The organism is Mesorhizobium sp. M8A.F.Ca.ET.161.01.1.1, from assembly GCF_004792105.1.
Classification (GTDB): domain Bacteria; phylum Pseudomonadota; class Alphaproteobacteria; order Rhizobiales; family Rhizobiaceae; genus Mesorhizobium.
The window spans coordinates 61,042-87,827 of the sequence record NZ_SRTD01000023.1 but is presented as its reverse complement, the minus strand read 5'-3'; the positions used below and the strand labels follow the sequence as shown (position 1 = coordinate 87,827).

Annotated in this window: 26 protein-coding genes and 3 pseudogenes; 12 read left to right on the top strand and 17 right to left on the bottom strand. The window is 59.9% G+C overall.

The window, feature by feature from the left end; translation table 11 throughout:
- On the top strand, window positions 1-897 hold an 897-nt coding region (locus EN804_RS31815), incomplete at its 5' end, for an NAD(P)/FAD-dependent oxidoreductase (protein ID WP_135922074.1).
- A gap of 497 nt (window positions 898-1,394) precedes the next feature.
- Window positions 1,395-1,601: a KTSC domain-containing protein gene (locus EN804_RS31805; RefSeq protein ID WP_135922069.1), complete on the top strand. Its 207-nt coding sequence runs from the start codon at window positions 1,395-1,397 to the stop codon at window positions 1,599-1,601.
- Window positions 1,602-1,727: 126 nt separating this feature from the next.
- Here EN804_RS31805 and EN804_RS31800 read toward each other — a convergent pair whose 3' ends face one another.
- Complete coding sequence (locus EN804_RS31800) at window positions 1,728-1,925, bottom strand: hypothetical protein (RefSeq protein ID WP_135922068.1); 198 nt, start codon at window positions 1,923-1,925, stop codon at window positions 1,728-1,730.
- A gap of 729 nt (window positions 1,926-2,654) precedes the next feature.
- Between EN804_RS31800 and EN804_RS31795 the strand changes: the two are divergent.
- The 4 genes and pseudogenes from EN804_RS31795 to EN804_RS31780 form a co-directional block, all read left to right on the top strand.
- Window positions 2,655-3,275 (top strand): annotated as a pseudogene (locus EN804_RS31795) (molybdopterin-dependent oxidoreductase); the annotation flags it as partial.
- A gap of 623 nt (window positions 3,276-3,898) precedes the next feature.
- Window positions 3,899-4,801 (top strand): NAD(P)/FAD-dependent oxidoreductase, encoded by a 903-nt coding sequence (locus EN804_RS31790; RefSeq protein ID WP_135922067.1) that lies wholly within the window; start codon window positions 3,899-3,901, stop codon window positions 4,799-4,801.
- A 162-nt stretch (window positions 4,802-4,963) separates the two neighbouring features.
- Window positions 4,964-6,139 carry a PHB depolymerase family esterase gene (locus EN804_RS31785; RefSeq protein WP_127276347.1) on the top strand — a complete coding sequence of 392 codons (1,176 nt, stop codon included), beginning with the start codon at window positions 4,964-4,966 and terminating at the stop codon, window positions 6,137-6,139.
- Between the two features lie 106 nt (window positions 6,140-6,245).
- Window positions 6,246-6,551: a hypothetical protein gene (locus EN804_RS31780; protein WP_135922066.1), complete on the top strand. Its 306-nt coding sequence runs from the start codon at window positions 6,246-6,248 to the stop codon at window positions 6,549-6,551.
- A 150-nt stretch (window positions 6,552-6,701) separates the two neighbouring features.
- Here EN804_RS31780 and EN804_RS38870 read toward each other — a convergent pair.
- Window positions 6,702-6,983: pseudogene (locus EN804_RS38870) on the bottom strand (CatB-related O-acetyltransferase); the annotation flags it as partial.
- 679 nt (window positions 6,984-7,662) lie between these two features.
- Here EN804_RS38870 and EN804_RS38300 point away from each other — a divergent pair.
- Window positions 7,663-7,815, top strand: a complete 153-nt coding sequence (locus tag EN804_RS38300) for a hypothetical protein (RefSeq protein WP_246693514.1) — start codon at window positions 7,663-7,665, stop codon at window positions 7,813-7,815.
- 96 nt (window positions 7,816-7,911) lie between these two features.
- On the opposite strand, the gene EN804_RS31765 is transcribed toward EN804_RS38300, so the two are convergent.
- Both EN804_RS31765 and EN804_RS31760 read right to left on the bottom strand, forming a co-directional pair.
- The gene (locus tag EN804_RS31765; protein ID WP_189524604.1) at window positions 7,912-8,811 is read right to left on the bottom strand and encodes a LysR family transcriptional regulator; all 900 of its coding nucleotides are present in this window, start codon (window positions 8,809-8,811) and stop codon (window positions 7,912-7,914) included.
- Window positions 8,812-8,983: 172 nt separating this feature from the next.
- Window positions 8,984-10,045, bottom strand: a complete 1,062-nt coding sequence (locus EN804_RS31760; protein ID WP_348642058.1) for a class I SAM-dependent methyltransferase — start codon at window positions 10,043-10,045, stop codon at window positions 8,984-8,986.
- 373 nt (window positions 10,046-10,418) lie between these two features.
- Here EN804_RS31760 and EN804_RS31755 point away from each other — a divergent pair, with 373 nt between their 5' ends.
- The 4 genes from EN804_RS31755 (at window position 10,419) to EN804_RS31740 (ending at window position 14,828) form a co-directional block, all read left to right on the top strand.
- A complete protein-coding gene (locus tag EN804_RS31755; protein WP_245464364.1) occupies window positions 10,419-11,144 on the top strand; it encodes an AraC family transcriptional regulator in 726 nt (241 codons plus the stop codon).
- Window positions 11,145-11,192: 48 nt separating this feature from the next.
- Window positions 11,193-12,446: an MFS transporter gene (locus EN804_RS31750; RefSeq protein WP_135922063.1), complete on the top strand. Its 1,254-nt coding sequence runs from the start codon at window positions 11,193-11,195 to the stop codon at window positions 12,444-12,446.
- Window positions 12,436-13,848 carry a hypothetical protein gene (locus tag EN804_RS31745; RefSeq protein WP_135922062.1) on the top strand — a complete coding sequence of 471 codons (1,413 nt, stop codon included), beginning with the start codon at window positions 12,436-12,438 and terminating at the stop codon, window positions 13,846-13,848. The genes EN804_RS31750 and EN804_RS31745 overlap by 11 nt, the downstream gene beginning before the upstream one ends.
- Window positions 13,849-14,078: 230 nt before the next feature.
- Window positions 14,079-14,828, top strand: coding sequence for an outer membrane beta-barrel protein (locus EN804_RS31740; RefSeq protein ID WP_189524602.1), 750 nt, complete (start codon window positions 14,079-14,081; stop codon window positions 14,826-14,828).
- A 67-nt stretch (window positions 14,829-14,895) separates the two neighbouring features.
- On the opposite strand, the pseudogene EN804_RS31735 reads toward EN804_RS31740, so the two are convergent.
- The 8 genes and pseudogenes from EN804_RS31735 to EN804_RS31700 all read right to left on the bottom strand — a co-directional run.
- Window positions 14,896-15,036 (bottom strand): annotated as a pseudogene (locus EN804_RS31735) (IS3 family transposase); the annotation flags it as partial.
- Window positions 15,037-15,177: 141 nt separating this feature from the next.
- Window positions 15,178-15,993 carry a DUF1403 family protein gene (locus tag EN804_RS31730; protein WP_135922061.1) on the bottom strand — a complete coding sequence of 272 codons (816 nt, stop codon included), beginning with the start codon at window positions 15,991-15,993 and terminating at the stop codon, window positions 15,178-15,180.
- A 296-nt stretch (window positions 15,994-16,289) separates the two neighbouring features.
- Entirely contained in the window at window positions 16,290-16,655 is a 366-nt protein-coding gene (locus EN804_RS38295) for a helix-turn-helix transcriptional regulator (protein WP_281404933.1), read from the bottom strand.
- 182 nt (window positions 16,656-16,837) lie between these two features.
- Window positions 16,838-18,091, bottom strand: coding sequence for a CapA family protein (locus EN804_RS31720; RefSeq protein ID WP_135867618.1), 1,254 nt, complete (start codon window positions 18,089-18,091; stop codon window positions 16,838-16,840).
- Window positions 18,092-18,168: 77 nt separating this feature from the next.
- Window positions 18,169-19,017 (bottom strand): transporter substrate-binding domain-containing protein, encoded by an 849-nt coding sequence (locus tag EN804_RS31715; protein WP_135922059.1) that lies wholly within the window; start codon window positions 19,015-19,017, stop codon window positions 18,169-18,171.
- Window positions 19,018-19,070: 53 nt separating this feature from the next.
- The gene (locus EN804_RS31710) at window positions 19,071-19,820 is read right to left on the bottom strand and encodes an ABC transporter permease subunit (protein ID WP_135922058.1); all 750 of its coding nucleotides are present in this window, start codon (window positions 19,818-19,820) and stop codon (window positions 19,071-19,073) included.
- 12 nt (window positions 19,821-19,832) lie between these two features.
- On the bottom strand, window positions 19,833-20,492 hold the full coding sequence (locus EN804_RS31705; protein ID WP_135922057.1) for an ABC transporter permease subunit: 660 nt from the start codon (window positions 20,490-20,492) through the stop codon (window positions 19,833-19,835).
- A gap of 425 nt (window positions 20,493-20,917) precedes the next feature.
- Window positions 20,918-21,139 carry a helix-turn-helix domain-containing protein gene (locus tag EN804_RS31700; RefSeq protein ID WP_135922056.1) on the bottom strand — a complete coding sequence of 74 codons (222 nt, stop codon included), beginning with the start codon at window positions 21,137-21,139 and terminating at the stop codon, window positions 20,918-20,920.
- A gap of 177 nt (window positions 21,140-21,316) precedes the next feature.
- Between EN804_RS31700 and EN804_RS31695 the strand changes: the two genes are divergently transcribed.
- Window positions 21,317-22,282: a LysR family transcriptional regulator gene (locus EN804_RS31695; protein ID WP_135867615.1), complete on the top strand. Its 966-nt coding sequence runs from the start codon at window positions 21,317-21,319 to the stop codon at window positions 22,280-22,282.
- Window positions 22,283-22,292: 10 nt separating this feature from the next.
- Here the strand turns inward: EN804_RS31695 and EN804_RS31690 are convergent, their stop codons facing one another.
- The 5 genes from EN804_RS31690 to trbL are packed head-to-tail and all read right to left on the bottom strand — an operon-like array spanning window position 22,293 to window position 26,785.
- Window positions 22,293-22,517, bottom strand: a complete 225-nt coding sequence (locus tag EN804_RS31690; RefSeq protein ID WP_127278040.1) for a DUF2274 domain-containing protein — start codon at window positions 22,515-22,517, stop codon at window positions 22,293-22,295.
- Between the two features lies 1 nt (window position 22,518).
- Window positions 22,519-23,661, bottom strand: coding sequence for a TrbI/VirB10 family protein (locus tag EN804_RS31685; RefSeq protein WP_135922055.1), 1,143 nt, complete (start codon window positions 23,659-23,661; stop codon window positions 22,519-22,521).
- On the bottom strand, window positions 23,658-24,707 hold the full coding sequence (trbG, locus tag EN804_RS31680; RefSeq protein WP_246693515.1) for a P-type conjugative transfer protein TrbG: 1,050 nt from the start codon (window positions 24,705-24,707) through the stop codon (window positions 23,658-23,660). Before trbG ends, EN804_RS31685 begins: the two co-directional genes overlap by 4 nt.
- 8 nt (window positions 24,708-24,715) lie before the next feature.
- The gene (gene trbF, locus EN804_RS31675; RefSeq protein ID WP_135922053.1) at window positions 24,716-25,405 is read right to left on the bottom strand and encodes a conjugal transfer protein TrbF; all 690 of its coding nucleotides are present in this window, start codon (window positions 25,403-25,405) and stop codon (window positions 24,716-24,718) included.
- A gap of 3 nt (window positions 25,406-25,408) precedes the next feature.
- Window positions 25,409-26,785 (bottom strand): P-type conjugative transfer protein TrbL, encoded by a 1,377-nt coding sequence (gene trbL, locus EN804_RS31670; RefSeq protein ID WP_135922052.1) that lies wholly within the window; start codon window positions 26,783-26,785, stop codon window positions 25,409-25,411.
- Between the last annotated feature and the right edge of the window lies 1 nt (window position 26,786).

Below are 26,786 nucleotides of genomic sequence, written 5' to 3'. Positions count from 1 at the left end.
CCAGGCCGGGCGTGCGACTGTCTCATAATCGGGGGCGGTCCGGCCGGCTTGGCTGCCGCGACATATCTCGGGCGTTTTCGCCGCCGGGTCATGGTCGTCGACGCCGGCGAAAGCCGCGCGAGGTGGATACCCGTAAGCCATAACTGCCCTGGTTTTCCGGACGGCATTTCGGGCGTAGATTTGCTTGAACGACTGCGACAACAGGCCCTGACGGGCACCGTTGACCTTATCGACGGTACAGTTACCGCTCTCCGGCACGATGGCCCCGATTTTGTCGCCACGGCGTCGTTCGCCGTTCGGGCTCGCGCGGTGCTGTTCGCTACGGGCATCGTCGACACGCTCCCGAACACTCCGGATGCGGCCAGCATGATCGCAATAGGATCGATGCGGCTGTGTCCGGTCTGTGACGCTTACGAGGTCATCGACAAACGTGTCGCCGTGATCGGTCCGGCAGACCAGGCGACAAAAAAGGCCCTGTTCATGCAGACCTATTCAAGCGACGTCACTATACTGGCGACCGACGCGATATCAGGCCTTGCCCCCGCCACGGGCGAACTCCTCAAAGCGGCTGGCGTCAGGGTGGAAGAATGCCTGCCGGATTCCGTACGGGCTGCCGGTCCGGGGGCTCGGGTAAGCCTGCGTGACGGCAGATCGCTTTCATTCGACACGATTTATCCTGCCATGGGTTGCACCATACGCTCAAAGCTCGCCATCGATCTCGGCGCGGAATGCGACGGCGCCGGCAATCTCGTGGTGGACTCGCACCAGCGCACCGGCATAGCCGGCCTTTATGCCGCAGGGGACGTGGTCGATGAAATCAACCAGATTGCGGTCGCGTTCGGGCACGCGGCAATCGCCGCCACCGACATGCACAACTATCTTGCAACGACGGACTAAAGCGGCGCGCTTGTACGGAAGCGGTCGGCGCGATGTCGGCCTCCGCGTCGCCGCCAAGCTTGTTCAGAACCTTTGATCGCTGCGCGCTGCACAGGATGCGCTTCGGCTGAACGAAGTCGACCTTATATACAATGGAACGCCGTCGACTTCGTAAGCGTTGACTGCCATTCAGCGAGTAGCCCCATGCACCTCATCCAGCTCCTGCTTCCCGATCCGACAACGCGGGCCGGCCCTTCCCGCGGGAAGATTTCGATCGGGTCAAGGAGGAGCTTGGCGAGCCGATTTAACGGCGTTACGGCCTACCTTCAGGCGCCTACTGAGCGCCTGGGGCGGCAAGGGACGAAATCCGACAGCGACAACATCGTTATCCTCGAGGTGATGACGGAGGAAATCGATGTCGCGGGCTGGCGCGACCGCCGTAGGGAACTCGAACGAAGATTTCGGCAAGACAAGGTTATCATTCGCTGCATGCCCATGGCACTCGTATAGTCGACGCCATGCCTTCGACGTCGATCCGCCAGAGCGAATACGATCCCGACAGCCAGATTCTCTCCGTATGGTTCGTTGCGAGCGGCAAGCGCTATGACTACGAGGGGGTCCCTGTGGAGGTCTACACCGCCTTCCGAAACGCTTTCGCGAAAGGCCGCTTCTTCAATGACCACATCCGGGGCCAGTTTCGCTACCGGCTGATCTCGGACGATTAGCGGACCTTCCGGCGAGGCGGCGCTTATGCCCCTCCCGGCGCGTGGCGCGCCAGCATGCTATCAGCACTGAACTCGCCATGCATCCCGTTCCGACGTGAGGCTGGCTGTGCAACTCACGCGGCTGCATCAATGTTTCGATGTGAGCTTGCCTTTGATGCGGTTTCGCTCAGCGCTTAGTAGCTCGTCCTCGCCTTCAAGGCCGTTGAGGAAAAGCTTCAGGATATGGGATGCGAGTATCTGTGCCTGCGGGCTGCTGAGTGCAAGACCATTTTCCGCGCAGGCTGTCCGACAGACGCGGGCGAGCATCTCCAGCTTGTCGGACATGACGACTTGACCAGGAAACAACATGGGTTCCTTCTCGCCGAAAGTGCATTGGACGCTGGCAAGATGACTCCGCCTGACCCGTGAGTCTTTAAAAAATGATATCGGCCGGCGGCTGGGTCCGAATTGTAGGCGTTTGCAGATTTCGAAAAGTTTGTGGAGGGGCTTTCCCTGGCTGCCGAATGGAGTCGCTTCGCCGCCCTAAGCGTGGTTGCGCGCGCCGTTTGCTGAATGAGCCAAGGGCACGAACGTCAACAGTAGCTTTAGAGATGCGAATCTCAGGGACGCGTGACCGTCATCCGCGCCCCGGCTGGTCAGTACCCGTCCGACACCGAGCTGTGTAAACGCGGCCATAGCGATCACGGTACTGCCATTGCCCCGTCCCGCCGGCGTGCCCGATTACCGCGCTAGGTCCCGCACCGACCGCCCACCGCCACGGCGCATTTCACCGGATCGCCAGCTATCGCTGCGCCTGACAACAGGGAGAACATATGGACACAGGAGGGCCGGTCGACCCTGAAGGCGTCAACCAGGAGAAGGGACCTCAACAAGCCGATCGGGTGTGGAACTGTCTGCCAAATTGCTAGTTCTATGATGGCGGTCTCGGCAGACCGATCAACAGGTGGATTAATCCAGTTGGCTTTCGAATAACGCCCACTTGCCTGGCTGGTATCGCGTCAATTGGGGTGAGACCAAGTCGGGTCTCGCGTTGTGCTGCGGCGAGGCCTAGAAATGACACCGAAAACAAAGTCGGCCACCATCAAACCGTACGGCGGGCCGGCTGGAGGTTGGGGGTCGGCGAAATCCGTCGCCTCGACCATCACCAGAGAACACGTCCCCTTAAAGGGGCCGAAACTCCTGTCGGTTCAGAACAAGCCCCAAGGCTACATGTGTGTCAGTTGCGCCTGGGCGAAACCTTCCCAACCGCACCCGCTCGAGTTCTGCGAAAACGGTGCCAAGGCGACGGCTTGGGAAATCACTTCCCGTAGGGCTGACCCTGCATTCTTCGCCAGGCATACGCTGAGCGACCTGGAGCGGTGGCCGGATCACAACCTCGAGGAAGAAGGCCGGCTGACTCATCCAATGCGCTGGGATCCTGCCACTGACAAATATGTCCCGGTGAGTTGGATCGACGCATTCGACGAGATCGGCAGGGAACTGCGCGCTGTGGATCCGCGCCATGTCGACCTCTACACATCCGGCCGCGCTTCGCTCGAAACGAGCTACATGTACCAGTTGTTTGCCCGCATGTATGGCAGCAACAATTTACCTGACAGCTCCAACATGTGCCACGAAAGCTCTTCGGTGGCACTTCCCGAGAGCATCGGCGCGTCTGTTGGCACTGCAATCCTTAAAGGCCTGGGGCTTGCCCGTCCAGCGCCAGGACTTCTGCTCCCTTCGACCTCGATAGTGGCCAGCATGCGCCCGTAGCGGTCGGCGATCTGCCGCTGGCCGGGTCGACCAAGTAAATGGAGAATGGTCGCGTTGGCCATGCGCCGCTTGGCGGTCAGACCAAGCCGAAGTTCCGCGTCGCGTTGGGATTCGGGTATTTCCGGCGCGTCGATGTTGGCAATCCCAGCCGGAGTGTGTTCGGTAGAGAATGATCGTGTCGCCATCGATCAGGACGGGCCGACCAGAAAACATCAAAACGATGCAACGCGGCTCGCCCAAGGCAAACGCTTCCAACGTGCTCCTCATCGAACGTAATGTCGTTACTTCGGCGGTTGGGCATTAGGGAACAAAATGGGCACGCGAACGTAGAGGTCTGGATTCAGCGAGAGGTTTCGATGCGCACTCACTTGGTTGGCAAGCATGACATTCGTTGCGGGAGTGTGCGGGGGCCCACAATCGAAGCTCCGAGCGATGCCCGGTTCGTCGAATAGCTAGTGCGAGAGTCCACTTCCCCAGACCGTAACCTGCCAGGGGGCGTTGTTTCTACGGCGCTCGGTCGCCTACATCTCCAAGACGACGACGAGTTGAGCCAAGGCCGGGCGTGCGACTGTCTCATAATCGGGGGCGGTCCGGCCGGCTTGGCTGCCGCGACATATCTCGGGCGTTTTCGCCGCCGGGTCATGGTCGTCGACGCCGGCGAAAGCCGCGCGAGGTGGATACCCGTAAGCCATAACTGCCCTGGTTTTCCGGACGGCATTTCGGGCGTAGATTTGCTTGAACGACTGCGACAACAGGCCCTGACGGGCACCGTTGACCTTATCGACGGTACAGTTACCGCTCTCCGGCACGATGGCCCCGATTTTGTCGCCACGGCGTCGTTCGCCGTTCGGGCTCGCGCGGTGCTGTTCGCTACGGGCATCGTCGACACGCTCCCGAACACTCCGGATGCGGCCAGCATGATCGCAATAGGATCGATGCGGCTGTGTCCGGTCTGTGACGCTTACGAGGTCATCGACAAACGTGTCGCCGTGATCGGTCCGGCAGACCAGGCGACAAAAAAGGCCCTGTTCATGCAGACCTATTCAAGCGACGTCACTATACTGGCGACCGACGCGATATCAGGCCTTGCCCCCGCCACGGGCGAACTCCTCAAAGCGGCTGGCGTCAGGGTGGAAGAATGCCTGCCGGATTCCGTACGGGCTGCCGGTCCGGGGGCTCGGGTAAGCCTGCGTGACGGCAGATCGCTTTCATTCGACACGATTTATCCTGCCATGGGTTGCACCATACGCTCAAAGCTCGCCATCGATCTCGGCGCGGAATGCGACGGCGCCGGCAATCTCGTGGTGGACTCGCACCAGCGCACCGGCATAGCCGGCCTTTATGCCGCAGGGGATGTGGTCGATGAAATCAACCAGATTGCGGTCGCGTTCGGGCACGCGGCAATCGCCGCCACCGACATGCACAACTATCTTGCAACGACGGACTAAAGCGGCGCGCTTGTACGGAAGCGGTCGGCGCGATGTCGGCTTGAGGGTGACCGCTGGGCTTATTTCAATCCCCGCAATTTTTGTGCGGTGCAGCAACGAAATTGCTGCGAGCGCATTGCACTCACGCCCTTCAACCCGGAGGTTCATAGAAGGACGGGCCAATTGCGAAAAGTCTCCGATACGATTGCGCGCCTCAGGGCACTGCGCGCGCAACAAAATAGGCACCCCGTCTCATTCACATCCGTCGATCGCCTCTCCACCCTCGAAAATTTCGGCTCCAATCCGGGCGGATTACGGGCAAGATACTATCGACCAGATGACCTCGCCGAAGGCGCGCCGCTCGTCGTCATACTGCACGGTTGCACCCAGAACGCCGTCGGCTACGACTACCACTCGGGATGGTCCCAACTCGCCCAGCAGATCGGTTTCGGGCTTCTCTATCCCGAGCAACAACGCGCCAACAATCCCAACCTCTGCTTCAACTGGTTCCTGCCTGGGGACACTGCGCGCGATCGCGGCGAAGTCCATTCGATCCGGCAGATGATCGAGACGATGGTCATTACGTACGGCCTTGACCGACAGCAGATATTCGTTACCGGTCTTTCGGCGGGCGGGGCCATGGCGGCGGCAATGCTCGCCACCTACCCTGAAGTGTTTGCCGGCGGCGGCATCATTGCCGGTCTGCCCTTCGGTTGCGCCACAACCATTCCTGAGGCGTTCGACCGCATGCGCGGCCACGGCGGCCCGTCCGAGCAAGAATTGCAGCGGCTTGTGCGGAAAGCCTCCATGAACAATGAACAGTGGCCCAGGATTTCGATCTGGCAGGGTTCCGCCGATCGCACTGTGGCGTCCGTTAACGCGGAGTCCATCGCTGCCCAGTGGCGCGGCGTGCACAAACTCGCCAAGGCGCCGACCCATTCGACGAGCGAGCGCGGACGAAGCAGGCAAGTTTGGGCTGACGAAGCCGGAGAAGTGAAGATCGAGATAAATATGATTGACGGCATGGGTCACGGCACGCCCGTCGGGCAGGGCCTCGGCATGGCCGGACCTTACATGCTCGACGTAGGAATCTCTTCAACCCAGGAGATAGTGCAGTTCTGGGGTCTCGGCGATGTCGACGACGCGCGAGCGTCAGCCAGGGCGAGGCCCGCTTCGCCAAGGTTAGCTACGCCAAGGACCGACATGACGCCATCAGCATTTCATCTTCGGGCAGCGTCGAAGGGACAGGCGAAGGCCAGGCCTGCGGAACCGGTTCTGGATGACTTGCACGGGTCGAGGGCTCAACCCCTACAGAAAGTCATCCAGGACGCTCTGCGCTTGGCGGGCCTGATGGAGTAGGCATAACAGTCATTGCTCTCAGTGAATAGCTGAGCGGAGCCTAGCTCTTGCACAATGGAACGCGGTCGACTTCGTAAGCGTTGACTGCCATTCAGCGAGTGGCGGTATGCACCTTATCCAAATCCTGCTTCCCCGAGCCGACAACGATGGCCGGCCTTTCGCGCGGGAAGATTTCGATCGGGTAAAGGAGGAATTGGCGAACCGATTTAAAGGCGTTACGGCTTATCTTAAGGCCCCTGCAGAGGGCCTGTGGCTGCAAGGCGCGGAATCTGCCCGAGACGACATCATTATCTTCGAGGTGATGGCCGAGGAACTCGAGCTGGCGGACTGGCACGACCGGCGCGCGGAACTCGAACGAAGATTTCGGCAGGACGAGGTTATAATCCGCTACATGCCTATCGGGCTCGTCTAGACAGCTCCGTGTGTTCATCGCGACCTGCAAGCGTTACTGGCGCATGAGGCATTGTGGTTTGGTCCCGAAGCCCGCGCAGCGTCCTTGCCCCTCTAGGCCACGAACTAAAATGGTTCGTGGCGCCCAAGGCTAATCGTGACACGGCGCTGCCTAGCCGTGCCTGGCAACGAAATTGTCGATCGGCCCGGTTAAGGAGTGGGCCTCTTGCCGGATCATCTCATCATCCCAGTCCCACCAGCGGATTACCAGCATCTTGGAGATGATTTTGGCCGGGAAACGGAGGCGAATGGTTTTGGCGGGATTCCCACCGACAATCGTGTAGGGCGGCACATCTTTCGTCACCGTGGCCTGGGCTCCGACAACGCCGCCGTCCCCGATCTTCACTCCAGGCAGAATTATTGCCCGTCTGCCAATCCAAACGTCATTTCCGATCGTTATTCCTCGCCGTCCGCTGGGGTCTTTAAACGGGGGCTTCCCCAGCATCTTCGAAGGGGCGAAGGAAGTAGTCGCGCATGTCGTTGGATGGTTCCCACTGCAAAGAAACATCACTTCGTCGGCGATGGAGCAAAACGAACCGATCTCAAGTGGCGCCTCAGGACTGCACCCGAAGATCTTAAGGCCGTTGTCGATGCCAAAAGTATGGCGCCCCAGCTTGGTATCTTTCGGTACTGGGTGGCGTCTATTGCGCAGCCAAATGGTCAGCTTCGACATGGTTGCTCCGCCATGAACACTTGGACGCGAATAGCACGCTGGCAATCATCCAGTCCACATCCTGCCAACTCAGAGGGTCGTTTCGGCAAGCAGTCTGCCCGCCAGTTGCGCCGAGATGCTTCAGTCGATCAGTCATCCCTGGAACCTCTCGGTGCCAAGCGATCTTGTCGCCGACCTTCATCCCTCGGAATCGACTTCGATGAGCGTGATCTTGACTGCGGCTAGCACCGACTGCAGTCGAATTCCGCCTTCAACCTGAGCATTCGCGACCGCGTCTTTCGCATTGGCAGCCGGCGTGGCGCATGCAACCGAGATCTCGTTCTGGACTTGGCGCCAGGAAGACAAGGCCGCCTAGAACGAATTTTTTGCCGATTTCACCAAGGAGAACCCGGACATCCATGTGAAGTTTGAGTCGTTCCCGGATGAGATCTACCCAACCATCGTCTCGACGGCGCTGGCCGCCGGCAAGGCGACGTCATCCACACCCATGCCTATGGCTGGGATCGACCCGATAACCAATGCGTTGTTTCCATCATGTTTTTTACGTTTATGAGTTCAATTTGTATCACGGATCATCGCCCGATCAGTCGAGATCAAACCGCATGGCGAGCGCCTTCGAGCACAACGATCTCAAGACGGCTTTGGCCCTCTAGGGGCAGTTGGTGCGCCCTGGTCTTTGAGCGGCTCCCGCCATGTTCTTGGCGAGCCCGACCAGACGCAGCACAGCCCGCTTTGGATTGGAACCGAGCCACAGGCCCCTAATCGAACTGACGCTGTTTTTCCCGCGAAGCGGCTTCCACAGGGCAGAATCGGTAGCGACTGTCCTGGCATAGCTCGCCTCGGCCAAGGTGACGCCTTGCCCCAGTCCCACCTGCAAGATGACCGTCGCTTGGTTCGCGTGACACGCATGAACGGTCGGACCGCCACCGGCCGCAATGCGTTCGAGCAGGCACAGGTCCGACGGCGGCCCTTCCAGCCCGATCGGGACGAGCAGAGGCATGTCCGCGAGGTCGGACCATCTGAGCACCGGCCTCTCGACAAGAGAATGACAGGACGGCAGTAGCACGAAGAGGCGTTCTTGCCAGAAGACTTCGCTGCTGCAGAATTTGGCGGTGCCAGTGTGATGTGTGAACACGAGGTCGAAGCACCTGCGGCGTATTGCAGAAAGGCACTGGCCCGATGGGATATCCTCAATGGTCAAGGTTATGTCCGGGTACAGCTTGCCGAAACGCTCGATGAGGCATTTGAGGAATTCTCCGCCTGTCACCCAGCACAGCCCAATCCGGAGTGTCTTGGCATCCTTGTTATCGCGCACACGCTCGGCGAAAGCATCGAGCAGGCCGTCGTAGTGAGCGCGCACGATTTCGATCCAGGCGCGGCCTGTCTTCGTCAACCGAACGCCGCGCACATCGCGCTCGAACAGTTGCATGTCGAGTAGCTGTTCGAGTTTGACGACGTTACGGCTGACCGAGGATTCCTGGACCCTCAGGGCTATTGCGGCCTGACGCATGCTGCCGTGATCCATGGCCGCAAAAGCGTAGGTCAGCAACTGAATAGCATTCCCGTTCCGCGTCATCTCGCTAGAGCTTCGTGACCGCCGCGGGAGGTGCCTGTCTCGCGGGTATGCGATCGGATCCGTTTTGCGGACGGGCGGCACTCAGGCGATCAACAGCGTTGCCGGCCGCCTGGAGCTTCGGCGCAGCTGCCACCCCATGGCTGCGTCATGTCGGATTGTCCATCATGGCGATCGTCGCTGCGTCAGAGAGGCTGATCTCGTAGACATATTCATGCGGGATGGCCGGCGTCGACATCTGTGAGGCGTAGAGATTGAGATTTTCCTTGCTGTTGCTTGCCGCAAGGCTGCAGAAATTGCCGCTGTTCCACGTCATCGTGCAGTATCTGAAATGCTCACCTACGGAGCGCGCCATCTCCGCCAGGGTCACCTCATTGTTGAACATGGTCCCCAGGACGTCCGTCTTCTTTTTTGCAATTTCGTCCGGGGGGAAGTACCTCGCCTTGAAGCCGTAATCCTTCTGGTACTCTCGGCGCTGATAGTCGCTTTCATCGGCGGCCCTGAATTTTTCGACGAAGACGAAAATTCCGCCGTCCTTGAGGTGCTGGGTTACGAACTCGATCTGCTTGGGCCTGTTAGGCGAATACATCTGAAAGGTTGTGTCCTCGAGGATGACGTCGAAGCCTTGCGTGAACTTGGTCAGCCGCCGATCCGATCCGAGCGCATCCTTGGTCAACCAGTGGAACGGGCCGATGAAGAATTCGGCGTGGGCCGGTTCGCCATAGGCCACGAAGGACTTGTAGTTCTCGGGGTTCGGGCTGCAGGACAGCGAAAGAATCTGCCCGTCCGAAAATTCAGACAGGGTTCTGGCCATCGTACCTTCGGCTGTTCCAAGGCTGTACAGCGACAGCGCGGATCCACGGCGCCGGGCATAGGTCAGCACCGCGTAGGCCATCCGGCACTCCTCCTCCAATCTGTAGGGAATGCTGCCGTGATAATGCTGGTCGAAAAAGCCTTGCCGGGCGGCGTGCAGGCGAACGAGATCGCGCAGGAGTTCATCGCTGGGCAGAAGGCGTGTATCGGCCTGAGGCTTGCGAACTGGCATCCCGCTTTTGCCCGCTGCGGTTGCAGCGAAAAAACCTGCCAGCTGGTTGATCCGTGGTCCCTGGTCGCATTCGGCCAGGAAGTCGTTGAGTCCTCGCATCGCACTATGCCTCCCGCACCGTTGCTTTGGTGAGATGCCACGAGCTCGACGGGAAACTTCACTCAATTAAGAGAGATCTAATGTTTAAAAATGCTTCGAGTCTTGGCCTGGGCACTGGTAGGCCTGCAGAAAATGAGCGGCTTTCCTACGATTGCCATTTTTTTACTAAAGTCACATCTTCTACCAATCCTAAGTTAGTTGTGATTTGTCCAGCAACCTCTGGTTAGGCAAAACACGGGAGGGTGGGCTACTCTCAGTATGAAGGCTGCTCCCATCCGTGGACACTCCTTGCCTCGATCCCAACAAGATCCGCCGTTCACAGCACCACACGCTTACACACCAACATGAGAGCTGGGGCCACATACAGGCAGACTTGATCAGGAGAACTGGTCTGGAGCGCCAGGAAACAGCAATTTCGTTCCCGGGTCATATATTTCTGATGAACCTGAAAGGGGCGGCAAGCCGCGGAGAGGATTTCGTCGACGGGCGTCGGATCTCGTTTTCGCCGCGTCGGGCTGGCTCGGTAATCCATATGCCTGCCGGCAGTGATTGGACGGGGTGGGACGAAGGAGAGCCGACGGCCGCCTACCTGCTCATCTCGATTGAAAAAGGGTTCACCGACGAAGCGTTCGGCGGGATGGTGCGCCATCGCTCGGGTGACATGCCGGCTGCGATCGGCTTTCGGGACAGCACGGTGGAAATGGCCCTGCAACGGATCGCCATCGAGCTCAGGCAGCCCGATCCGATCAGCGTGACGATGGTCGAGAGCCAGGCCATGCAATTGCTCGTTCAGATGGTCAGGCGCAACGGTCACTATCATGAGCCGGCAAAAGGCGGGTTGTCGGCCTTCGATCTCAAACGTGCGATCGCAATGATCGAATCGTCGTCGGACGAGACTCCCACTCTCGCCGATCTGGCAAAGGAGGTCGGTGTCAGCCGTTTCCATTTCAGTAGGGCTTTCAAGCAATCGACCGGGATGACGCCACATGCGTTCATCGCACGGCGTCGACTGGATCACTCCGCCGACCTGCTGCGATCGACCAATTTGTCGGCGACGGAGATCGCGCTGGAATGCGGGTTCGGCAGCTCAAGCCATTTCACGATCGCCTTTAAGCGGGCGTTCGGCGTCAGTCCGACGGAATACCGCCGCCGGTCCAGGATCTGATTCAATACTTCCGGTGATTTCAGCAACGAACTGAAAAATCAGGCGTGATTGTTAAGCATCAATCTGGGCAGTGGGTATGACAAGCGTCGATTGGATGCGCCCTTGTCAAAAGCACTTCAAATTCACGCTAACCTGAGATCAGGCGTCCAGTCCCGGCTATGGCTTGGATTCCTGGCCAGCACGCTATCAGCGGCAGTCGGTCGAAACGGCTATTACATCGCATCCGCCTGGACTGTTGTCACAGCAGGCTACGGAGGCCCCGGCGTGCCGGCACTGCTTGCGACCGTCAGCGTTGTCGAACTCGTCGCAAGCCCTCTGGCCGGCCTGGCAGCGGACCGGTTTGACCGACGGCGATTGAACATCGCGACCGACCTCGGTCGCTTTGCCATCTTGCTCACTACGGCTTGTTCGGTGCTGTATCTGGACGCCTTTTTGACACTCTGCGTGTCAGCGGCGCTCTTTTCGATTTGCGATCGTGTCGCGCTGACCGCCTCGCAAGCGATGATCCCGCTCATGACGAGAGGCGCCGAACTTGCGACTACGAATTCCACCGTGTTCTTCACCATGCAGTTTGGCAGCCTCGGCGCAGCGTTGCTAGCCGGGTCGTTGCTAGGTGGGCGCTCCCCTGCCCTGACGTTCTTGGTGCTCGCCCTGTTGTTCCTCGTTTCAGCCGGTTCACTCTTCTGGATGCGGCCAGGCCTCCCCCCGCAAGGTGTCAGAACGGCCACAGGCCTGGCACCGAACATGGACAGGAATCTCCTTCGTCTGTTTGCCGCCTATGCCCTTCTCTATGGAGGCGCGGTGCTGGTCACGGTGATCGGATCAAGCTTCGTCTTCGAAGAGCAGCAAGGCACCGCCGCCGATTTCGGTTACCTTGAGGCCGCGTGGTCGGCTGGTTCGGTTATTGGGGCGGCTGTTCTCGTCAGGCTGACACGAGCGATCAGTGGTCCTATACTGCACCTCATGCTGTTGGCCTCAACGGCGCTCGCGTGGATGTCGTTGATCACTTTACGGGCGCCCTGGACATTGATCGTCTTCGCCACTCTGGGGTTTCTCTACAATCTGGGCCGGGTGAGTATCGAGGTCACACTGCAGTCGCGGATGCATGGCAATGTATTGGGCAGGGCCAAGGGCGTCATGCACAGTCTCGCTGTCGCGCTCGGACTGGTGATTTTCAGCATCGCTGGCGTTATAGGCGAGAGTGTATTTCCTTCGACGATCTTCTTCGGATTCGGAGTGTTGCTCCTTATCAGCATTCCTGCATTGAGCATCGGCATCGCGCAGCGAAAGGATGAACCGTGAGGTGGACGAGCTAGCGACCGACACAGGCGCCAAGCACGCGGTGCTGGACTCTCTGGCGGCGCTCTATCCTTGGACGCGCTCCTATCATTGCCGCCCGCTTCGCGATTATGCGTCCCGCTTGTTCGAAGCGCCTGCCCAGAAACAGGAACCCGAAATTCGCAGCCGCGCGCTTGCCAGGCTGCTCGACACGATCAGGAACGCGGGAACGCGAAACGGATTGCCGATCAACGCCGTCTCCCAAATATGCAAAGATCTAGAACAACGCCGCGTGTTGCAGACCGGCCCGCATTTGTTTCTCCTCATGGAACCAGAGGCCTATTACACGCACATCTTCAGCCTGCTTGGCCTCTCGGCGCATGGCTGCTCGACCTACGTGTCCTATGCCGTTTCAACGGTGAGTCTCGTTGAAAAGCCCCGCAAGGGGCCAGGCTGGATCATGCTTGACGGGAAGCCGGTGAACGTGTTCGGTCTCAGCCGAAGCCAGATGATCGGCTACAGCCTTCTGACCGGGCCTGGATCATACCGGTTCGAGCTGGTGCCAACGGAGCCAAATGCCGAGGGAGACGCCCCCGCCCTGCTTCGCAGCCTTCTGCCGAAGACGCAGTTCGAGCGGCCTGCGCATGCCATCAAGGCAGCCAATCGTATCCTCTGGCCAAATCTGTTCGGAGAGAGCTTTGCCTTCCTGCAAATCGACGATGAGGATGTTGCCGACCTGGTGGCGGACCACCTATCAGACCAGGATTCCTGGCTGCGTACGAGGTTGCTGGAAAGCCCAAAGCTGGCTTTGAATATCCTTGACGAGATCGACAGGCTGGGGGCTGGCCCCTGGGGTGGCTGGTTCGCACGCGGTACGGATTTCTTTTGGTACTATGAAAACGGAAAGCGCCTGCCGCTGCGCATGGTGGGTGGAGAACTCGTCAATCTGGCGACCAGAACGAAGGTAGCTCGCTTCGCGGCTCCCGATATCATTGAGCGGCTAGCGAACCGCAGCCTTGTTCCGAATCTGCTCCTCATGTTTCTGGTCCTGTCGATCCTGCCCGGGGTGCGCGCGCTTGGAGGCAGCCACCAGCCAGTCTACTATCCCCTGATGCGCTACGTCATTTGTCGGGCTCTAGAGACCGCAGAGATGGATGCGGACCTTCGACGCGCTATCGCGAGCGATGATGTGCCAGGAGCTTGGGGGCATCGCGTCATTGAATGCGATGAGAATCCATTCGAGTCGATCCGAAAGGGCAGCATAGGCGAAACCAGCAAGGTCATCGACCGCTTCGGCAATATGCCTTTCGCTGATGCCTGTGGAGGTCTAAGCAGTTTCGTTTCTGATCCCTCGTGGACTGAACTTGGCTCACTGCTGCGGGAGCGAGCGATTGCCCCAAGCGATCCAGAATGGGCCTTTTCCTAAGACTGGGCGACTGCCCGTAGCTAAATGTCAGCCGAATCCTCGGCAAGAGTGCCGACTATCGGGCTGTACTTGGCATTATCTTGCCTTTCGCAAGTGCCGGGGTGATATCGAACCACTCCATGCTTCATAGTGGCAACTAATATGTCTTTGTGGCAAAAACATCACACACTTTTAGAGCCGTCCCGGCTATTGCTATATGCGAGGGATTGTCTTGGGTTGGGAGAAAAATCGTGAATAGATTCTTAGCAGTTATCGCCTTTACTGCCCTGTCGGCAAGCACAGCCTCAGCAGCCGACATGGTCGCGCCGATCGCTGGGTCGGCCTACGACTGGAGCGGTTTCTATGTCGGCGGCCACCTCGGCGTTGCCAATGGTGACATCACGGCGACGGACGTAACGGAGCCGAACGGTGGGTTTTTCACCGACGCCGTTCCGGCCGGCACGGAAGGCTTTGACTTCAACAAAGCCGGCGTAGCTGGAGGTATTCATGCAGGCGCGCAATGGCAGTGGGGGCAATTCGTGCTGGGAGGCGAGGCGACCTGGACTGCAACGGGCATCCGAAAAACCATCACCAGTCCCTATTTCCCGGACAGTGACACCGAAACCGTCAAGATCTCGAATTACGCAACGGTCGTTGGCCGCGTCGGCTATGCCTTCGATCGCGTGCTGATTTACGCGAAGGCGGGTTATGCCGGCGGCAAGGTCGATTTCCGAGCCCGAGACAACGACGCTCTCGTGACCTACGAGAAAAATGATTGGCAGAATGGCTATGCGCTTGGCGCCGGCATCGACTACGCCGTTACGAACAACCTCTCGCTCGGCGTCGACTACACCCACATTGACCTCGGTCATAAGACGAGCACGGGCAACAACATGTTCGATGACGGCAGCCTGGGTGCTAATCCTGAGACCTATCGCACAGTGGCAAAGGTTGATGCCGTGATGGCTAGGCTGACCTACAAGTTCGGGATGGGTCAGTAGTTTTTAGCCACAAAGTCATCGAGAAGAAAGCCCGGCAGATTGAGCTGACCCCGTAAAGTTGGACGGTTCATTGAGCTGGTAGATTTAAGGGCTGGGTCCTGTATTGCACAGGGGCCAGCCCTTTGAGTTTCAGTTTGATGCGGCGTTGGTTGTAGTAGTCGATGTGGTCCGTGATGGCTTCGTCCAGGCTTTGGACGGTGTCGAAGGTTCCGGGTTGTCGAAGATGTCTTGATCGCCTCCTTCAGCGTCGCATGGCGGTCCGGGCGCGCGGCCGCCTTTTGCCTGTGATAGAACGTGCTGCGTGGCAGCTTCGCCAGTTCGAGCAGGCCCTTAAGCGGATGCAACGGCCTTAACGCCTGGACGGCTTGCGCTTTTTGGGCGCGTGTCCCTGCGTTAAGGCCTCCAGTTTTTTTAGGTCAGCGTTCTCCATCCGCAGATGCTTCAGCTCGGCCAGCAGTTCTTCGCGGTTTTTGGCCTCGTCACGGGCTGTAACAGGCACTGCGGGGGTCGGCTTCGACATGGGTCGTCCTCTGGGGCGTGGGCCGAGCACCTCTATTCCGTCCGCATGATAGCGCTTCTCCCACTCCGTCAGGCAACCGGCATTGCGGATATTGAACAGTGCCGCCGTCTGGCGATGCGACAGACCTTCCTTCCACATCCGCTCGAGCACCGACAGCTTGAACGCCGCGTCGTAATGATCGTATTTGCCCGACAGCCCGGCATCGCCGTGCGCTTGGGACAAAGCAACCCACTGGCGAACAGTCTCCGCGTCAATTCCATGCTTCGACCGCTCCGGCCGGCAAAAAACGTCGGACATGCGACGAGCGGGAGGCGAGGCGCGCTTCCACGCGGCCAGGATAGTGCCGGCGGGGCCTGGATCGTCGCCGGGCTGGCGCAGATACCAAGCATCGCGCAGCGCCGCCTCGTCTTCCGTCCGGCCAGCGAGGCGCACGGCAGCGGCGGCGCATTTGAGCGCCAGCCGCTGGCGCCAGGCGCCGGCCCAGGCAGACTGCGCGCGGGCGAGGCTGTCGAGAGAAGCCAGCGCGGCGCCGGCCCTGAAGGCAGCGTCTGCGTCATGCGGAGCGCCACCGGCCTCGAGCGCCCAGCCCGGAACGGTCGGGGGCGCGGCGGCGGATCTTGCGGTCGCGGGATCGAGGCGAATCATGTGTTTGGAGGGTAAAGCGGCCGTGCGCTTTGTGCCTTCATTTTCGCATCAAAACGCACAGCTTGTCGGCGCGACAAAACGAATGATAATGTCGCCTTATCAGCTATTTAGTTGCGCTGGCGTGACATCGTATCGGTGAGAGTTCTCTGTTGGCGCTAACAGACGAAGTGTCTGTTTTTGGGGCCTCCGAAGCGACTATTTGGCCGAATGGGAGGCTAAACTCCCGGTCGGCGTAATCGAACCGTACCCTAACCGGCGGTCAAACCATCTTGCGTTTGGCCGAAACCAGTTTGCCGTCAGTCTGCCTGCTCTCCATCGTATTGAGGGACGGTCCATTCTTCCCCGATTGCGGCGACAAGGGCGGACACGCGGGTACGCACCCGCGGAGGAAGTCGAACAAGACGCTCGATCAGGCGTCGACCTTCTGCGCTGGCAATGAAACCAATGCGCTCACCCGTTCGTAGGCGTGAAGCCTCATGGCCGCTCTCACCGTTCGCCGGGAGGCCTTCGAAAAAACGGCTGACGGGGACGCCCAGCGACTTGCCAATCTCGTAGATCATGGACGCGCTCACCCGGTTCCTAGCGTTCTCGTATTTTTGGAGCTGTTGAAACGTGATGCCTATCGATCGGGCAAGCTGAAGCTGGGATACGTCCGACTGCACGCGAACCGTTGCGATCTGCCTGCCGACGTGCACATCAGCGGGGTGAGGGTCACGCCCGATCTTTGGTTTTTGCGCCGTCCGGGACGGGCTAGTGCGCTTCGGCTTCAACAACGCGTCCGATGCTCCAACAGGTCATTGGGTAGAAAATCCGTCGCGGTCGGTTCTGGATCGTTGTGTCGATGTCAGCCGAATTTTCGTGCAGGCGGCACTGCTATCCTGCCTGAGTATTCCGATATTTCGATCCCGGTACCGAAGGCACGTGAACGGCTTGCGAACCCCTCGAGAATATCTCGCGCTACGCGTCCGCCGGCGGGGACAGGAACCAATTTTCCCGTTTCGGATGCTGGGCGCTCATTTATCTCGCCGATCACGACGGGCAGAAGGTCGATGCCTTCAAGGTTTCCATTCGCCTCATAGCGGCAAGCAGCGACAATGCTTTGCCAGACTTCCGGAGGATCCCACTCGCCCTCGTCAGGATGGACATGAAAGAGGAAATTTCCGAGACCGTAGAAAACTGGCGAGCCATTGTAGATTTCGATCGCCTGCAGGACGGGGGCGCCGTGACTGACAAAAAGGTTTGCACCGGCGTCAATGCATGTGCGAGCAAAGGCCTGCACCCAGCGCGGTACATCCTGCCAACCCGGTTCCCAATGATGATGGTGCAGGTAGGCGATAACGAAATCGCCTTGCGCTGCCGCCTGACGGATGGCGGACAAATGGATGCTCGCGCTTGCCTGATCGACTTCGACCATGCGGCCGAAGTTGGCAGCTTGGGTAAATACGGTGCCGTAGAAATTGAGCTCTCTGTCGCTGGCCACCTCCGGCGGATCCTCCGGCTGCGCATAATTGGTCAGTTCGAAGGGAGAGCTTTGCAAATGGCCCCCAAGCCGTGCCAATCGCCTGAAATGCCCGTCAGGCACCCCGATTTTCCGAACGGTCTTGAGCCGGTTGACGCCAGGGCGAGCCGGACGAAAGGCCGTGTGGTTCTCGGCATACATGCTGGACGGACCGGGACCGGCATCGATCGCAAGAAGGGCGACGTCGCGTTTACCTAGCCGGCGGCGGCCCGGTTTGCGGGCATCGGTCGCATCGACCCCGATGCCCGCATGCAGGTAGCCTCGCGCTTGCACTTCCTCTAGCGTCGAAAGAACACCGCCAGCACCGAGATCGAACGCGTGGTTGTTCGCCAAGGCAAGCGCGTTGAAACCGATATCCTGCAATGCATCCAGCACCTCAGCCCTGGAATAGCCGAAATACCTGCCCTTGGTCGGCCAACCACCATGTTTGCCGAGGATCGTCGACTCGAAATTGGTGAAGACGACGTCACCCTGCTGCAAGAAGCGTACAACCTCCGCGAACCGCTCGTCTTGAACATGACGGATGTCATGCGTAATCAATGATTGGCCGGTTACGACCGCGCAAAATGGGTCTTTCATGGAACTCGCCTCATGGTCGTGAACGTCTGGCGCCAACACTCGGCCAGCACCACATCGAAGTCGGCCGCGGGGCCGGGCTATTTTGGCAGGGCCGGAGAAATATCCGTCTTGAACCACTTGAGGCTCAACGCCTTGATGGTGCCATCCTTGGTGGCGGCGTCGAGCGCCGCATTGAACTTGGTCAGCAGTTTGCTATCGTCTTTGCGCATACCGGCGCCCACACCCGGACCCCAGAGACCACCATTCAGCTGCGGTCCGAAAAATACCGCAACCGACCCTCCAGGCGCCTCCAGGAAATCGCGCCATGTGAAGTAGTCGGCGAGGCCACCGTCGACGCGCCCCGCGGTAAGGTCGAGCTTCAAATTGTCGAGACTGTCATAGCTGCGAATGGTCACGACATCGCCGAGGAGTTGTTTCACAACAGCCTCGGAGTTCGATGAACGAAGGACACCAATGGCTTTGCCACTAAGGGTCGACCTGAGCCGCTCGATGATTGCCTTCTCGTTGTTTCCGACTGAGGAGAGGTTGACCTTCTCTTTGGTGTCGCCGGCATCGAGCCCAAGCTCTTTGCGGACAACGAACTGGTTGTAGCCGCTGGCGTACGGGCTGGAGAATGCGATCTGCTGCTTGCGCTTCTCGGTAATCGCCATCCCTGACATGATGACGTCGTATTTCCCGACCAGTAGCGCAGGAATGATCCCGTCCCAATCCTGCGCCACGAAGCTGCATTTGATTTTGATGCGATTACACAGTTCGAGACCGACATCGACATCGTAGCCGTAAAGCTTGCCATCCGCGTCTGTCCCGTCCCAGGGCGGCGACGCCCCTTCGGTGGCGATAGATATCGTTCGCTCGCTATCGGCACGGGCGGGCAATGCTGGGATCAAGGACGCGACAGAAATGGCAATAGCCAAGGGCATGCGCATGGGACACCTCTTTGTTTGGGTTTGGATGGGAAGCCAGCCTTAAGGCGGCGGCGTCACGGCACGAGTGTCGTGATCTCGTGGTGAGGCAAGGTTGGACGGAGCCGCGCCTTGCGTCTTTGCTTTGAAGTGCCTTCAGTCGAAAGCCGCCGTTCCAGGAACTGGGTGGCTTTCACGGCGAGCGTCGTGAGCGCGAGATACATCGCTCCTGCGACGATGAAGATCTCGTAGGGCGCGAAGGTGGCCGACACCATCTGTCGCGCCATGCCGGTTATCTCAAGCAGCGTTACGGTGCTTGCTAGCGACGAGCCCTTGATCATCCCCACGACCTCGTTTCCGTAAGCCGGAAGCGAAATCCGGAAAGCGATCGGAAAGGTGACAAGCCGGGCGATCTGCAAACGTTTCAGGCCAAGCGCATTGGCGGCCTCAATAACGCCGTTCGGCACGGATTGGAGACCGCGGCACAGGATTTCGGTGGTGTGCGCCGCGCTGTTCAGCGAAAAGGTAAAAAGGGCGCACCAAAGAGGGTCTTTAAGGATCACCCAGAAGACGCTGGCGCGCACCGCCTCGATCTGGCTCAAACCATAATAGAGCAAGAAGAGCTGAACCAGCATGGGCGTACCGCGGATGACATAGGTATAGGCCAGAACAGCGAAAGAGAGGCTCGGGCGTCCAAACGCGCGGGCGAACGCCAGCGGCACCGACAGAAGAAATCCTGCCGTCAGTGAAAGGACTGTCAGGATCAAGGTGAGACCGATGCCTGAGGGCAGAACCAGGACGGCGTCCAACATCAAATCGAAGTTCATAGCGTTGCCCTTCTATCGACCGAATGCAGGATAGCGCCGCTCCGCGAAGCGGATCGACAGCAGGGTGATCGTCGTCAGGGAGAGATAGAAAGCGGATGCCGCAAGGTAGAACGTTAACGGCGCGCGCAAGGATCCGGCGCCGACATAGGCAACGCGCATGATGTCGGTCAGGCCCACGACAGAGACCAGCGCCGTGTCCTTGAAGAGCGATATCCAAAGATTGCCATAGGCGGGCAGCGCCAGCCTCAGCATCTGCGGCCCAACGATGAACAACCACCGCTGCCAGATATTCAGGCCAAGCGACTTCGCCGCTTCGGTCTGCCCCGTTGGCACCGCCGCAATCGCACCGCGGAAAACTTCGGTCGCATAGCCGCTGAAGACAACAGTAAGCGCGATGACCCCTGCGGTGAAAGAGTTCACCTCCACATACCTGCCAGCGAGCTTGCTGGCGAACGTGGTTCCCCCGAAATAGATAAGAAGGATGATGAGGAGTTCTGGAACGCCCCGAACCACAGTCGTGTAAGCCGTCACGACACTTCTGAAACGGGCCGTAGACGTGCCTTTCGAGATGGCCAACAGCAGGCCGAATACGGTGCCGAGGAAGCCGCTAACAAGAGCAAGGCCTACGGTAACCATGAAGGCGGCAGCAAATTGAGCAGCAAAACCGCCCATGAGACTCTTCCATCAATGCGCAATTTCGCAATGTGTGCCGCGCCTGCCCACGCGGCAGATCTACGGCTGATGACCAAAGATTGCGAAATCTACTAAGGGATATCTTGCAACAATTTCGCAGGATTTTGCCTAGATTACTGACAAGGCCTATTCATTCAATCTATAATTTTCAGAATTTGAGCTATAACGGCTGGTTATATACGCAATCAGCACTCTGACGGGCCATCCGATTTGACCGCCGCAGCGTCGCACTGAGGCTCGAGCAACCTCGCCTCCCAGCTTCAAATGGAATTATCAGCTAGAATTCGGAGATCGAATGAGCTCGACGTCGGGCGATGCCCTTAGATGGCGCCGCGCAGATTGCCAGCCTGACGATCACTTGGGAGCTGTCGTCGCCATTTGATCTGGCCGAGTATGGTATCCGGCTATTTTGACGTCGGAGACCGGCAAAGCAATGTGATCGGATCGCTGCCCAGCACCTTCGCGATCTTCTCCACCACGTTGAGAGAAGGGTTCTTTTGTCCTCGTTCGATGCCGCCCATGTAGCTGTACGCAAGGCCAGCCTCGGTTGCCAGAGATTCCAGGGTCATGCCGCGCTCCTGCCGGACCCTTCGAACGTTTGCTCCAAAAATCTCCGCAAGGCGCATGCGCGCATAGCGACAAGCAAACCTCCCCCTTTACCAGTCACTATAGTGACTATAGAGTGATGGATTCGGAGTTTGCTTGGCGACTTAGCTTTAGGGCGCTCGGCGCAATCCAATTCTGAGCTCGGTTAGCCGAGCCAATTCACATGTGGCTTGGGCGTTCTCGAGAAAGGGCGCAAAATGGAGTTGCTGCAAAGCGGCCTGAAGCTCCGACAGTTGCAGGTCTTTCGCCAGGTGTTGCGCACCGGATCGACGAGGCAGGCAGCTGCTGCGCTCGGGATAAGCCAACCTGCGGTTAGCCAGCACGTAAAGCAGCTCGAGGCCGCCCTCGGCATCGCTCTTTTTGAACGGTCGACCAATCGGATCATTCCGTCAAGGAAGGCCTGGGAACTCCTGCGCAACGTGGAAATAGCCCTGACTTCAATGGATCGCCTGGAAGCGTCGATTTTCGCGATAAAGAACGATGAGAAGCAGCGGATCGCAATTGCCGCACCCGCCGTCTTCGGTTTCGTGACATTGCCGAAGGTCGTGGCGACTATCCGTTCGAAAACGGCTTCGAGTGTGCGATCAATTTCGGGAAACTACGAACAGGTGGGTGAACATATCCTGTCGGGGCGGGCAGATCTCGGAATCTCGAGGCTGCCCCTGGACCCCCGGCTGTTTGAGTGGGCACCGATCGGCTCGGCGCGCAATGTGTGCATCTTCCACCCCAAGCACCGTTTCTCAACAAAGTCACGTGTCGAAGCGCACGACCTCGAGGGGGAAAAGATTGTCGACATCGACCCTCAGTTTGCGTCGCATCAGATGAACTTCAACGCGCTGCGCTTCGCAGGGGTCGAGCCGGACATACTGGTGGAATACGATTGCAATGGTTACGAGGTCGGCTTCGTCTCGGCCGGTCTCGGCGTTTCCATCACCAACGAAATCATCGCCCGCGAATATGCGGCGTTCGAACTGGAAGCAAAGCCGGTGGAGCCCACGGCACTCTATCACTACGTTGCGGTCTGGCAGAAAGGCAGGGTCTTTTCCAACGTGTTGGAAGTCTCCCTTGGGGCGATCCTCTCCGCCTTTCATCCGGTGGCGAAAAGCGCACCGACCGTTCTCCCGATACACGCCGCCGCTCGCACCTCCGATCGTCCCTCTTAACAGCTCCGGACTAATCCTTCCGCTCGTGCTTCGCCTTCGCGAAGCCGCGATCCGTCGCGATGAAGCGCTCAAGCATGGGCACGATCAAGCGTAATGGATCTCGGGAAGATTGCCCCGCTTCGTGTCCAAGGATCTCGGCATATCTGGTCAGGTCGCGATGCAGCGGAGCCGGGAGCTCGATCGTAACCTTGACAGGTTTGTCGTCGGCAATGGGGCCGAGTTTCAGCTTAGCCATTTCAGCCTCCATACGGTTCGAGCACGAGATCGCGGGTAACGAGAACGCGCACGGGGAAACCCGGACGAATGTTGAGCGTCGGCGCTATCTGGAGCTGACGCTGGACGATCTCCTGGCCGACCTGGCTGATGCTATCGGAAGCGCCGCTGCGCAAGGCATGCAGGATATCGCTTTCCTGGCCCGACGAGCCCGCCTCCGCTCCTACGCTGAGGATGGTGGAAAGCGCAGCCGCCTTGAACAACTCGGCCCAGTGATAGTCGACGCCATCCTCGAGGCCGGCATAACCCTGCGCGTTCGCGCCGGGCTGGCGCTCCAAAACGATCGAGCGGCCATTGGGGAAGATCAGCCTGCTCCAGACAAGCAATACGCGGCGCTGCCCGAACCCAACACCGTTGTCATATTCGCCGATGACACGTGTCCCTTGGGGGATAAGCAGCGCCCTTCCCGTCGGACTGTCGTAGATGTTTTCGGTCACCTGAGCGGTAATCTGACCGGGCAGGTCGGATCGGATGCCGGTGATGAGAGCTGCCGGGATAACCGCCCCGGCCTGAAGCACATAGGGCGATGCCGGTGCCATGACATGGTCGGGCGCCACGGTGCGGCGGTCGGCGGCCACATTCAGGAAGGCAAGTTGGCGATCCTGCGCCGTCTGTCCGGCAGGTTCCAGACCGGCAAGGTTCGGTGTCGCGATATTGCCAGGCGGTTCGGCTGTGGCTCCGGCCCTCGCCGCAGCCTGGAAGAAGACCTGCGATGTTCGAGCGGCCTCCTCTTCGTCTCGCCGGCGTTGTTCGGCCTCGTCGACGCTAGGTGCCGCAATCATTGGCGGCACGACGGACTGCCCCTTGTTCTGCGCCTCGAGAATCGGGCGGCCGAGATCTCCGGGCAGCGGCGGTCCAAGGATCGGGCCGGTATAGTCGCGTGGCAGGCCAGCCAGGCCATCTGCCGGCTGGCGGTTGGAGGTCGAATAGAGCTCCTCACCCTGCGTGTCTCTATCGTGAGTCTGAAGCGCGTATATCAGCGCGCCGCCGATGCCAAGCGACGCGACGAAGCCGATGCCGGCAAGCAGCTTGCGCGACAGGCGGGTCACGCGCGGTGGCTCGGCGCGAAGTCGCATCGGCGCGGTGGCGTGCTCGTTGTCGCTCATGACTGCTCCCCTCCCCTTTGCCTCGGTGCGACCTTGCGTTTCGGCGCGGCACTCAAGCCCGGGATCCACGATAGACGGCTTGTCCTCGTCGCATCGATGCGGATGATCCTGACAGTCTGTTGCCGTTTGCCGCTCCCAAGACGCAATTCGGCCGCGCCGAACAAGCGGTCGACGATCAGGATGTTTTGATAGACCCGGCCGTTGGTGATCTCAGCCTCGCCGTCCGGGCCGATGACGAAGATCGGCGGCATCTCGCCCTGTACGATACCGCGCGGAAACTCGACGTAGACGCGTCGGCCATCGTCATAGACGGCGATGGGCTTCCAGGGCGGTGTGTCACCAGCAAGACGATAGCGGTAGTTGCGCGCGGCGACGTCCGGGATGATCGGTGTCTCGGGAGCGGCCTGTCGCCGGCTGCCGGGCTGGGTCGGATATGCCCATGCCACGGCAGGCATGTAGAGCTTCTCGTCCGCTCGCAGTTCGATCATGTAGCTGCGACGGTCGGTGGTGATGACGAGATTGGTGGTGATGTCGGGACGCGAAGGCTTGACCAGCACATGGACGCGCCGAGTCACGCCCGACCCGCTTTCGGTGTCGCCGATGATCCAGCGCGCGGTGTCGCCCGCAGCGATTGGGCCTGTGCCAGTCAGGCTCTCTCCGGGCTCCAGTGAGATGTCCGCTATCTTCCCCGGTGCCGCATAGACCTGGTAAAGTGCCCCTTCGCTCCATGGATAGACCTGTATGGCATTGTAATAGCCCTCGCGCCGCGGCTGGACGCGTGCGGCGGCGTTTGCGTTTTCGACACGCGCAGCCGGTGTGTCGCCTGCGGCGCCACCGCGCGAAGGCGCCCAGCCTGGTGGAACGTGCAGTGGTTTCGGACTCTGATCGATCGTGACAGCCGGAATAGACGGCAACGGCGGCACGTTGGTGTCATAGGCGATCTGCGGCGGCTTATGCGGCGTGGCGCAGCCCGTGAGCAAGGCCCCCGAAATCAAAAACGCGGCGAGTGGGCACCTGCGGGGAGCCGGGATGGCGGTGATAGGCATATCGCGGCTCATTGGCTCATCTCCCGCGACCAATTGATGGCATTGACGTAGATACCGAGCGGATTGGCCCGAATCTGTTCGGCGTCGCTTGGCGGCTGGACCACGATCGTCAGGATCGCGGTCCAGTGCTCGGTGATGGAGAGCTTGCCGTTTTCGTAGCGACGCTCGGTCCAGGCGACGCGAAAAGAATCCGGTGAGGCGCGAATGACGGAGGAGACCTCGACAGCGACCTGCTGCTTGCCCACCTTGGAGAAGGGTTCACTGCCGCGAGCATAGTCGTTGAGCACCATAGCGCCCTGGTCAGTGGTCCACTCATAGGCGCGTAGCCAGTTTTGTCGCACGATAATCGGATCGGCCGGGATTGAGCGGACCTGCTCGATGAAGCGGGCGAGATGCCACGCGATTTGCGGATCGGTCGGCTTGTAATCGGCGTTCGCGGGCGCGACCGTCTGCGCCTGTCCGAGCGCATCGACCTGGACCACCCACGGCACCACCGTGCCTCGGCCTGACTGCCAGACAAGGGAGCCCGCGAGGCCCGCCGAGAGCATCATCGATCCGAAGGCCATGGTGCGCCAATTCCTGGCCTGCACGCGGGCGGAGCCAATGCGCTCGTCCCAGACCTGCGCTGCCCTTTGATAGGGCGTCTCCGGTTGCGGTGTCTTGCCGTAGTGAACGGCGGGCCGTCGAAAGATGTTCATTGGTCACTTGCCTTCCGAGAGAGAAATGGAGGTTCCGCTGCCATGGGCATCGCCGGCGCGCACGGCGTGGGCAGCCGTCTGGACGCCATGGGAGAGTTGCTGAGATCGCTGCATGCGTTTGGCCCAGTCAGGCGGGTTCCTTGCCGCGGCGGCGACTTCGCTGCCGCCGCGGAAAGACGTACCGCCGGTAGACCCGGGATCGCCTCCGACCGTTCCGAGGGTCGATGATCCACCGGTGGCCTCGAAGCCAGAATTGGCGCCGGAAGCGAAGCTTGAATTCAGGGACTGGATGGCGCGCGCGGCCGCGCGCTTAAGCGGCGAAGCGGCGGCCGAAACGCCGGCGCTTGCAACGCCGCTCAGCCCTGAGGCGACACCCACGGCGCCCGCCTGGCCGGCGGAGCCGAGCGTATAGGCAGTCGATGCACTGCCTGCGAGGAACGAGCCGCCTCGCGCTGTGGAAGCCGCTCCGGAGAACGCGGCCGCTCCACCCCGCATTGCAAGGGCGGTAGCACCACCGGCGACGAGCGCCGTGCCGCCGGCGGCGAGACCGGTGCCGACGGCAGCGCCCGCACCAAGCTGCGGTCCGCCAGAGACGAGACCGTTGGCAATGCCCGGACCGAAGATGCCGAGGCCAAGCAGTGACAGGGCCGCCAGCACGATCGCCATGGCTTGATCGATGGTTGGGTTCTCGCCGCCGAAGCCTTGGGTAAACTCGCTGAAGAGCGTCGAGCCGATGCCGATGATCACCGCAAGCACAAGCACCTTGATGCCGGATGAGATGACGTTGCCGAGCACGCGTTCGGCCATGAAGGCTGTCTTGCCGAAGAGGCCGAAGGGGATGAGGACGAAGCCAGCCAGCGTCGACAGCTTGAATTCGATGAGCGTGACGAAGAGTTGCACCGCCAGGATGAAGAAGGCGAGGAGCACGAGCGCCCAGGCAAAGAGCAGGCAGGCGATCTGAATGAAATTCTCGAAGAAGGACACATAGCCCATCAGCCCCGAGATCGCCTCAAGCAGCGGTCGTCCCGCATCGAGGCCGGTCTGCGCCACTTTGCCGGGGCGAAGCAGGTCCTGGACAGTGAAGCCGGTACCGCTCGCCTTCAGGCCGAGCCCGGAAAAGCTTTCGAAGACGATCCGGGCAAGGCTGTTCCAATTGGAAATCAGGTAGGCGAAGACGCCAACGAACAGCGTCTTCTTGACCAGCCGCGCCAGGATGTCGTCGTCCGCGCCCCAGCTCCAGAAGAGAGCGGCAAGCGTCACATCAATGACAATCAGTGTGGTGGCGACGAAGGCGACTTCGCCGCCGAGCAGCCCAAAGCCGCTGTCGATGTAGCGGGTGAAGGTGCCCAGGAATTGATCGATGACGCCGGTATCGCCCATG

Bases quoted from the DNA above. Each gene is read 5' to 3' on its own strand.
- trbL (WP_135922052.1), bottom strand. From the start codon at position 26,785: ATGGGCGATACCGGCGTCATCGATCAATTCCTGGGCACCTTCACCCGC.
- EN804_RS31805 (WP_135922069.1), top strand. From the start codon at position 1,395: ATGCCTTCGACGTCGATCCGCCAGAGCGAATACGATCCCGACAGCCAG.
- EN804_RS31720 (WP_135867618.1), bottom strand. From the start codon at position 18,091: ATGAAAGACCCATTTTGCGCGGTCGTAACCGGCCAATCATTGATTACG.
- EN804_RS31800 (WP_135922068.1), bottom strand. From the start codon at position 1,925: ATGTCCGACAAGCTGGAGATGCTCGCCCGCGTCTGTCGGACAGCCTGC.
- EN804_RS31755 (WP_245464364.1), top strand. From the start codon at position 10,419: ATGAACCTGAAAGGGGCGGCAAGCCGCGGAGAGGATTTCGTCGACGGG.
- trbF (WP_135922053.1), bottom strand. From the start codon at position 25,405: ATGAACATCTTTCGACGGCCCGCCGTTCACTACGGCAAGACACCGCAA.
- EN804_RS31705 (WP_135922057.1), bottom strand. From the start codon at position 20,492: ATGGGCGGTTTTGCTGCTCAATTTGCTGCCGCCTTCATGGTTACCGTA.
- EN804_RS31780 (WP_135922066.1), top strand. From the start codon at position 6,246: ATGCACCTTATCCAAATCCTGCTTCCCCGAGCCGACAACGATGGCCGG.
- EN804_RS31730 (WP_135922061.1), bottom strand. From the start codon at position 15,993: ATGATTCGCCTCGATCCCGCGACCGCAAGATCCGCCGCCGCGCCCCCG.
- EN804_RS31715 (WP_135922059.1), bottom strand. From the start codon at position 19,017: ATGCGCATGCCCTTGGCTATTGCCATTTCTGTCGCGTCCTTGATCCCA.
- EN804_RS31690 (WP_127278040.1), bottom strand. From the start codon at position 22,517: ATGGCTAAGCTGAAACTCGGCCCCATTGCCGACGACAAACCTGTCAAG.
- trbG (WP_246693515.1), bottom strand. From the start codon at position 24,707: ATGCCTATCACCGCCATCCCGGCTCCCCGCAGGTGCCCACTCGCCGCG.
- EN804_RS31700 (WP_135922056.1), bottom strand. From the start codon at position 21,139: ATGCGCCTTGCGGAGATTTTTGGAGCAAACGTTCGAAGGGTCCGGCAG.
- EN804_RS31685 (WP_135922055.1), bottom strand. From the start codon at position 23,661: ATGAGCGACAACGAGCACGCCACCGCGCCGATGCGACTTCGCGCCGAG.
- EN804_RS31710 (WP_135922058.1), bottom strand. From the start codon at position 19,820: ATGAACTTCGATTTGATGTTGGACGCCGTCCTGGTTCTGCCCTCAGGC.
- EN804_RS31695 (WP_135867615.1), top strand. From the start codon at position 21,317: ATGGAGTTGCTGCAAAGCGGCCTGAAGCTCCGACAGTTGCAGGTCTTT.
- EN804_RS31745 (WP_135922062.1), top strand. From the start codon at position 12,436: ATGAACCGTGAGGTGGACGAGCTAGCGACCGACACAGGCGCCAAGCAC.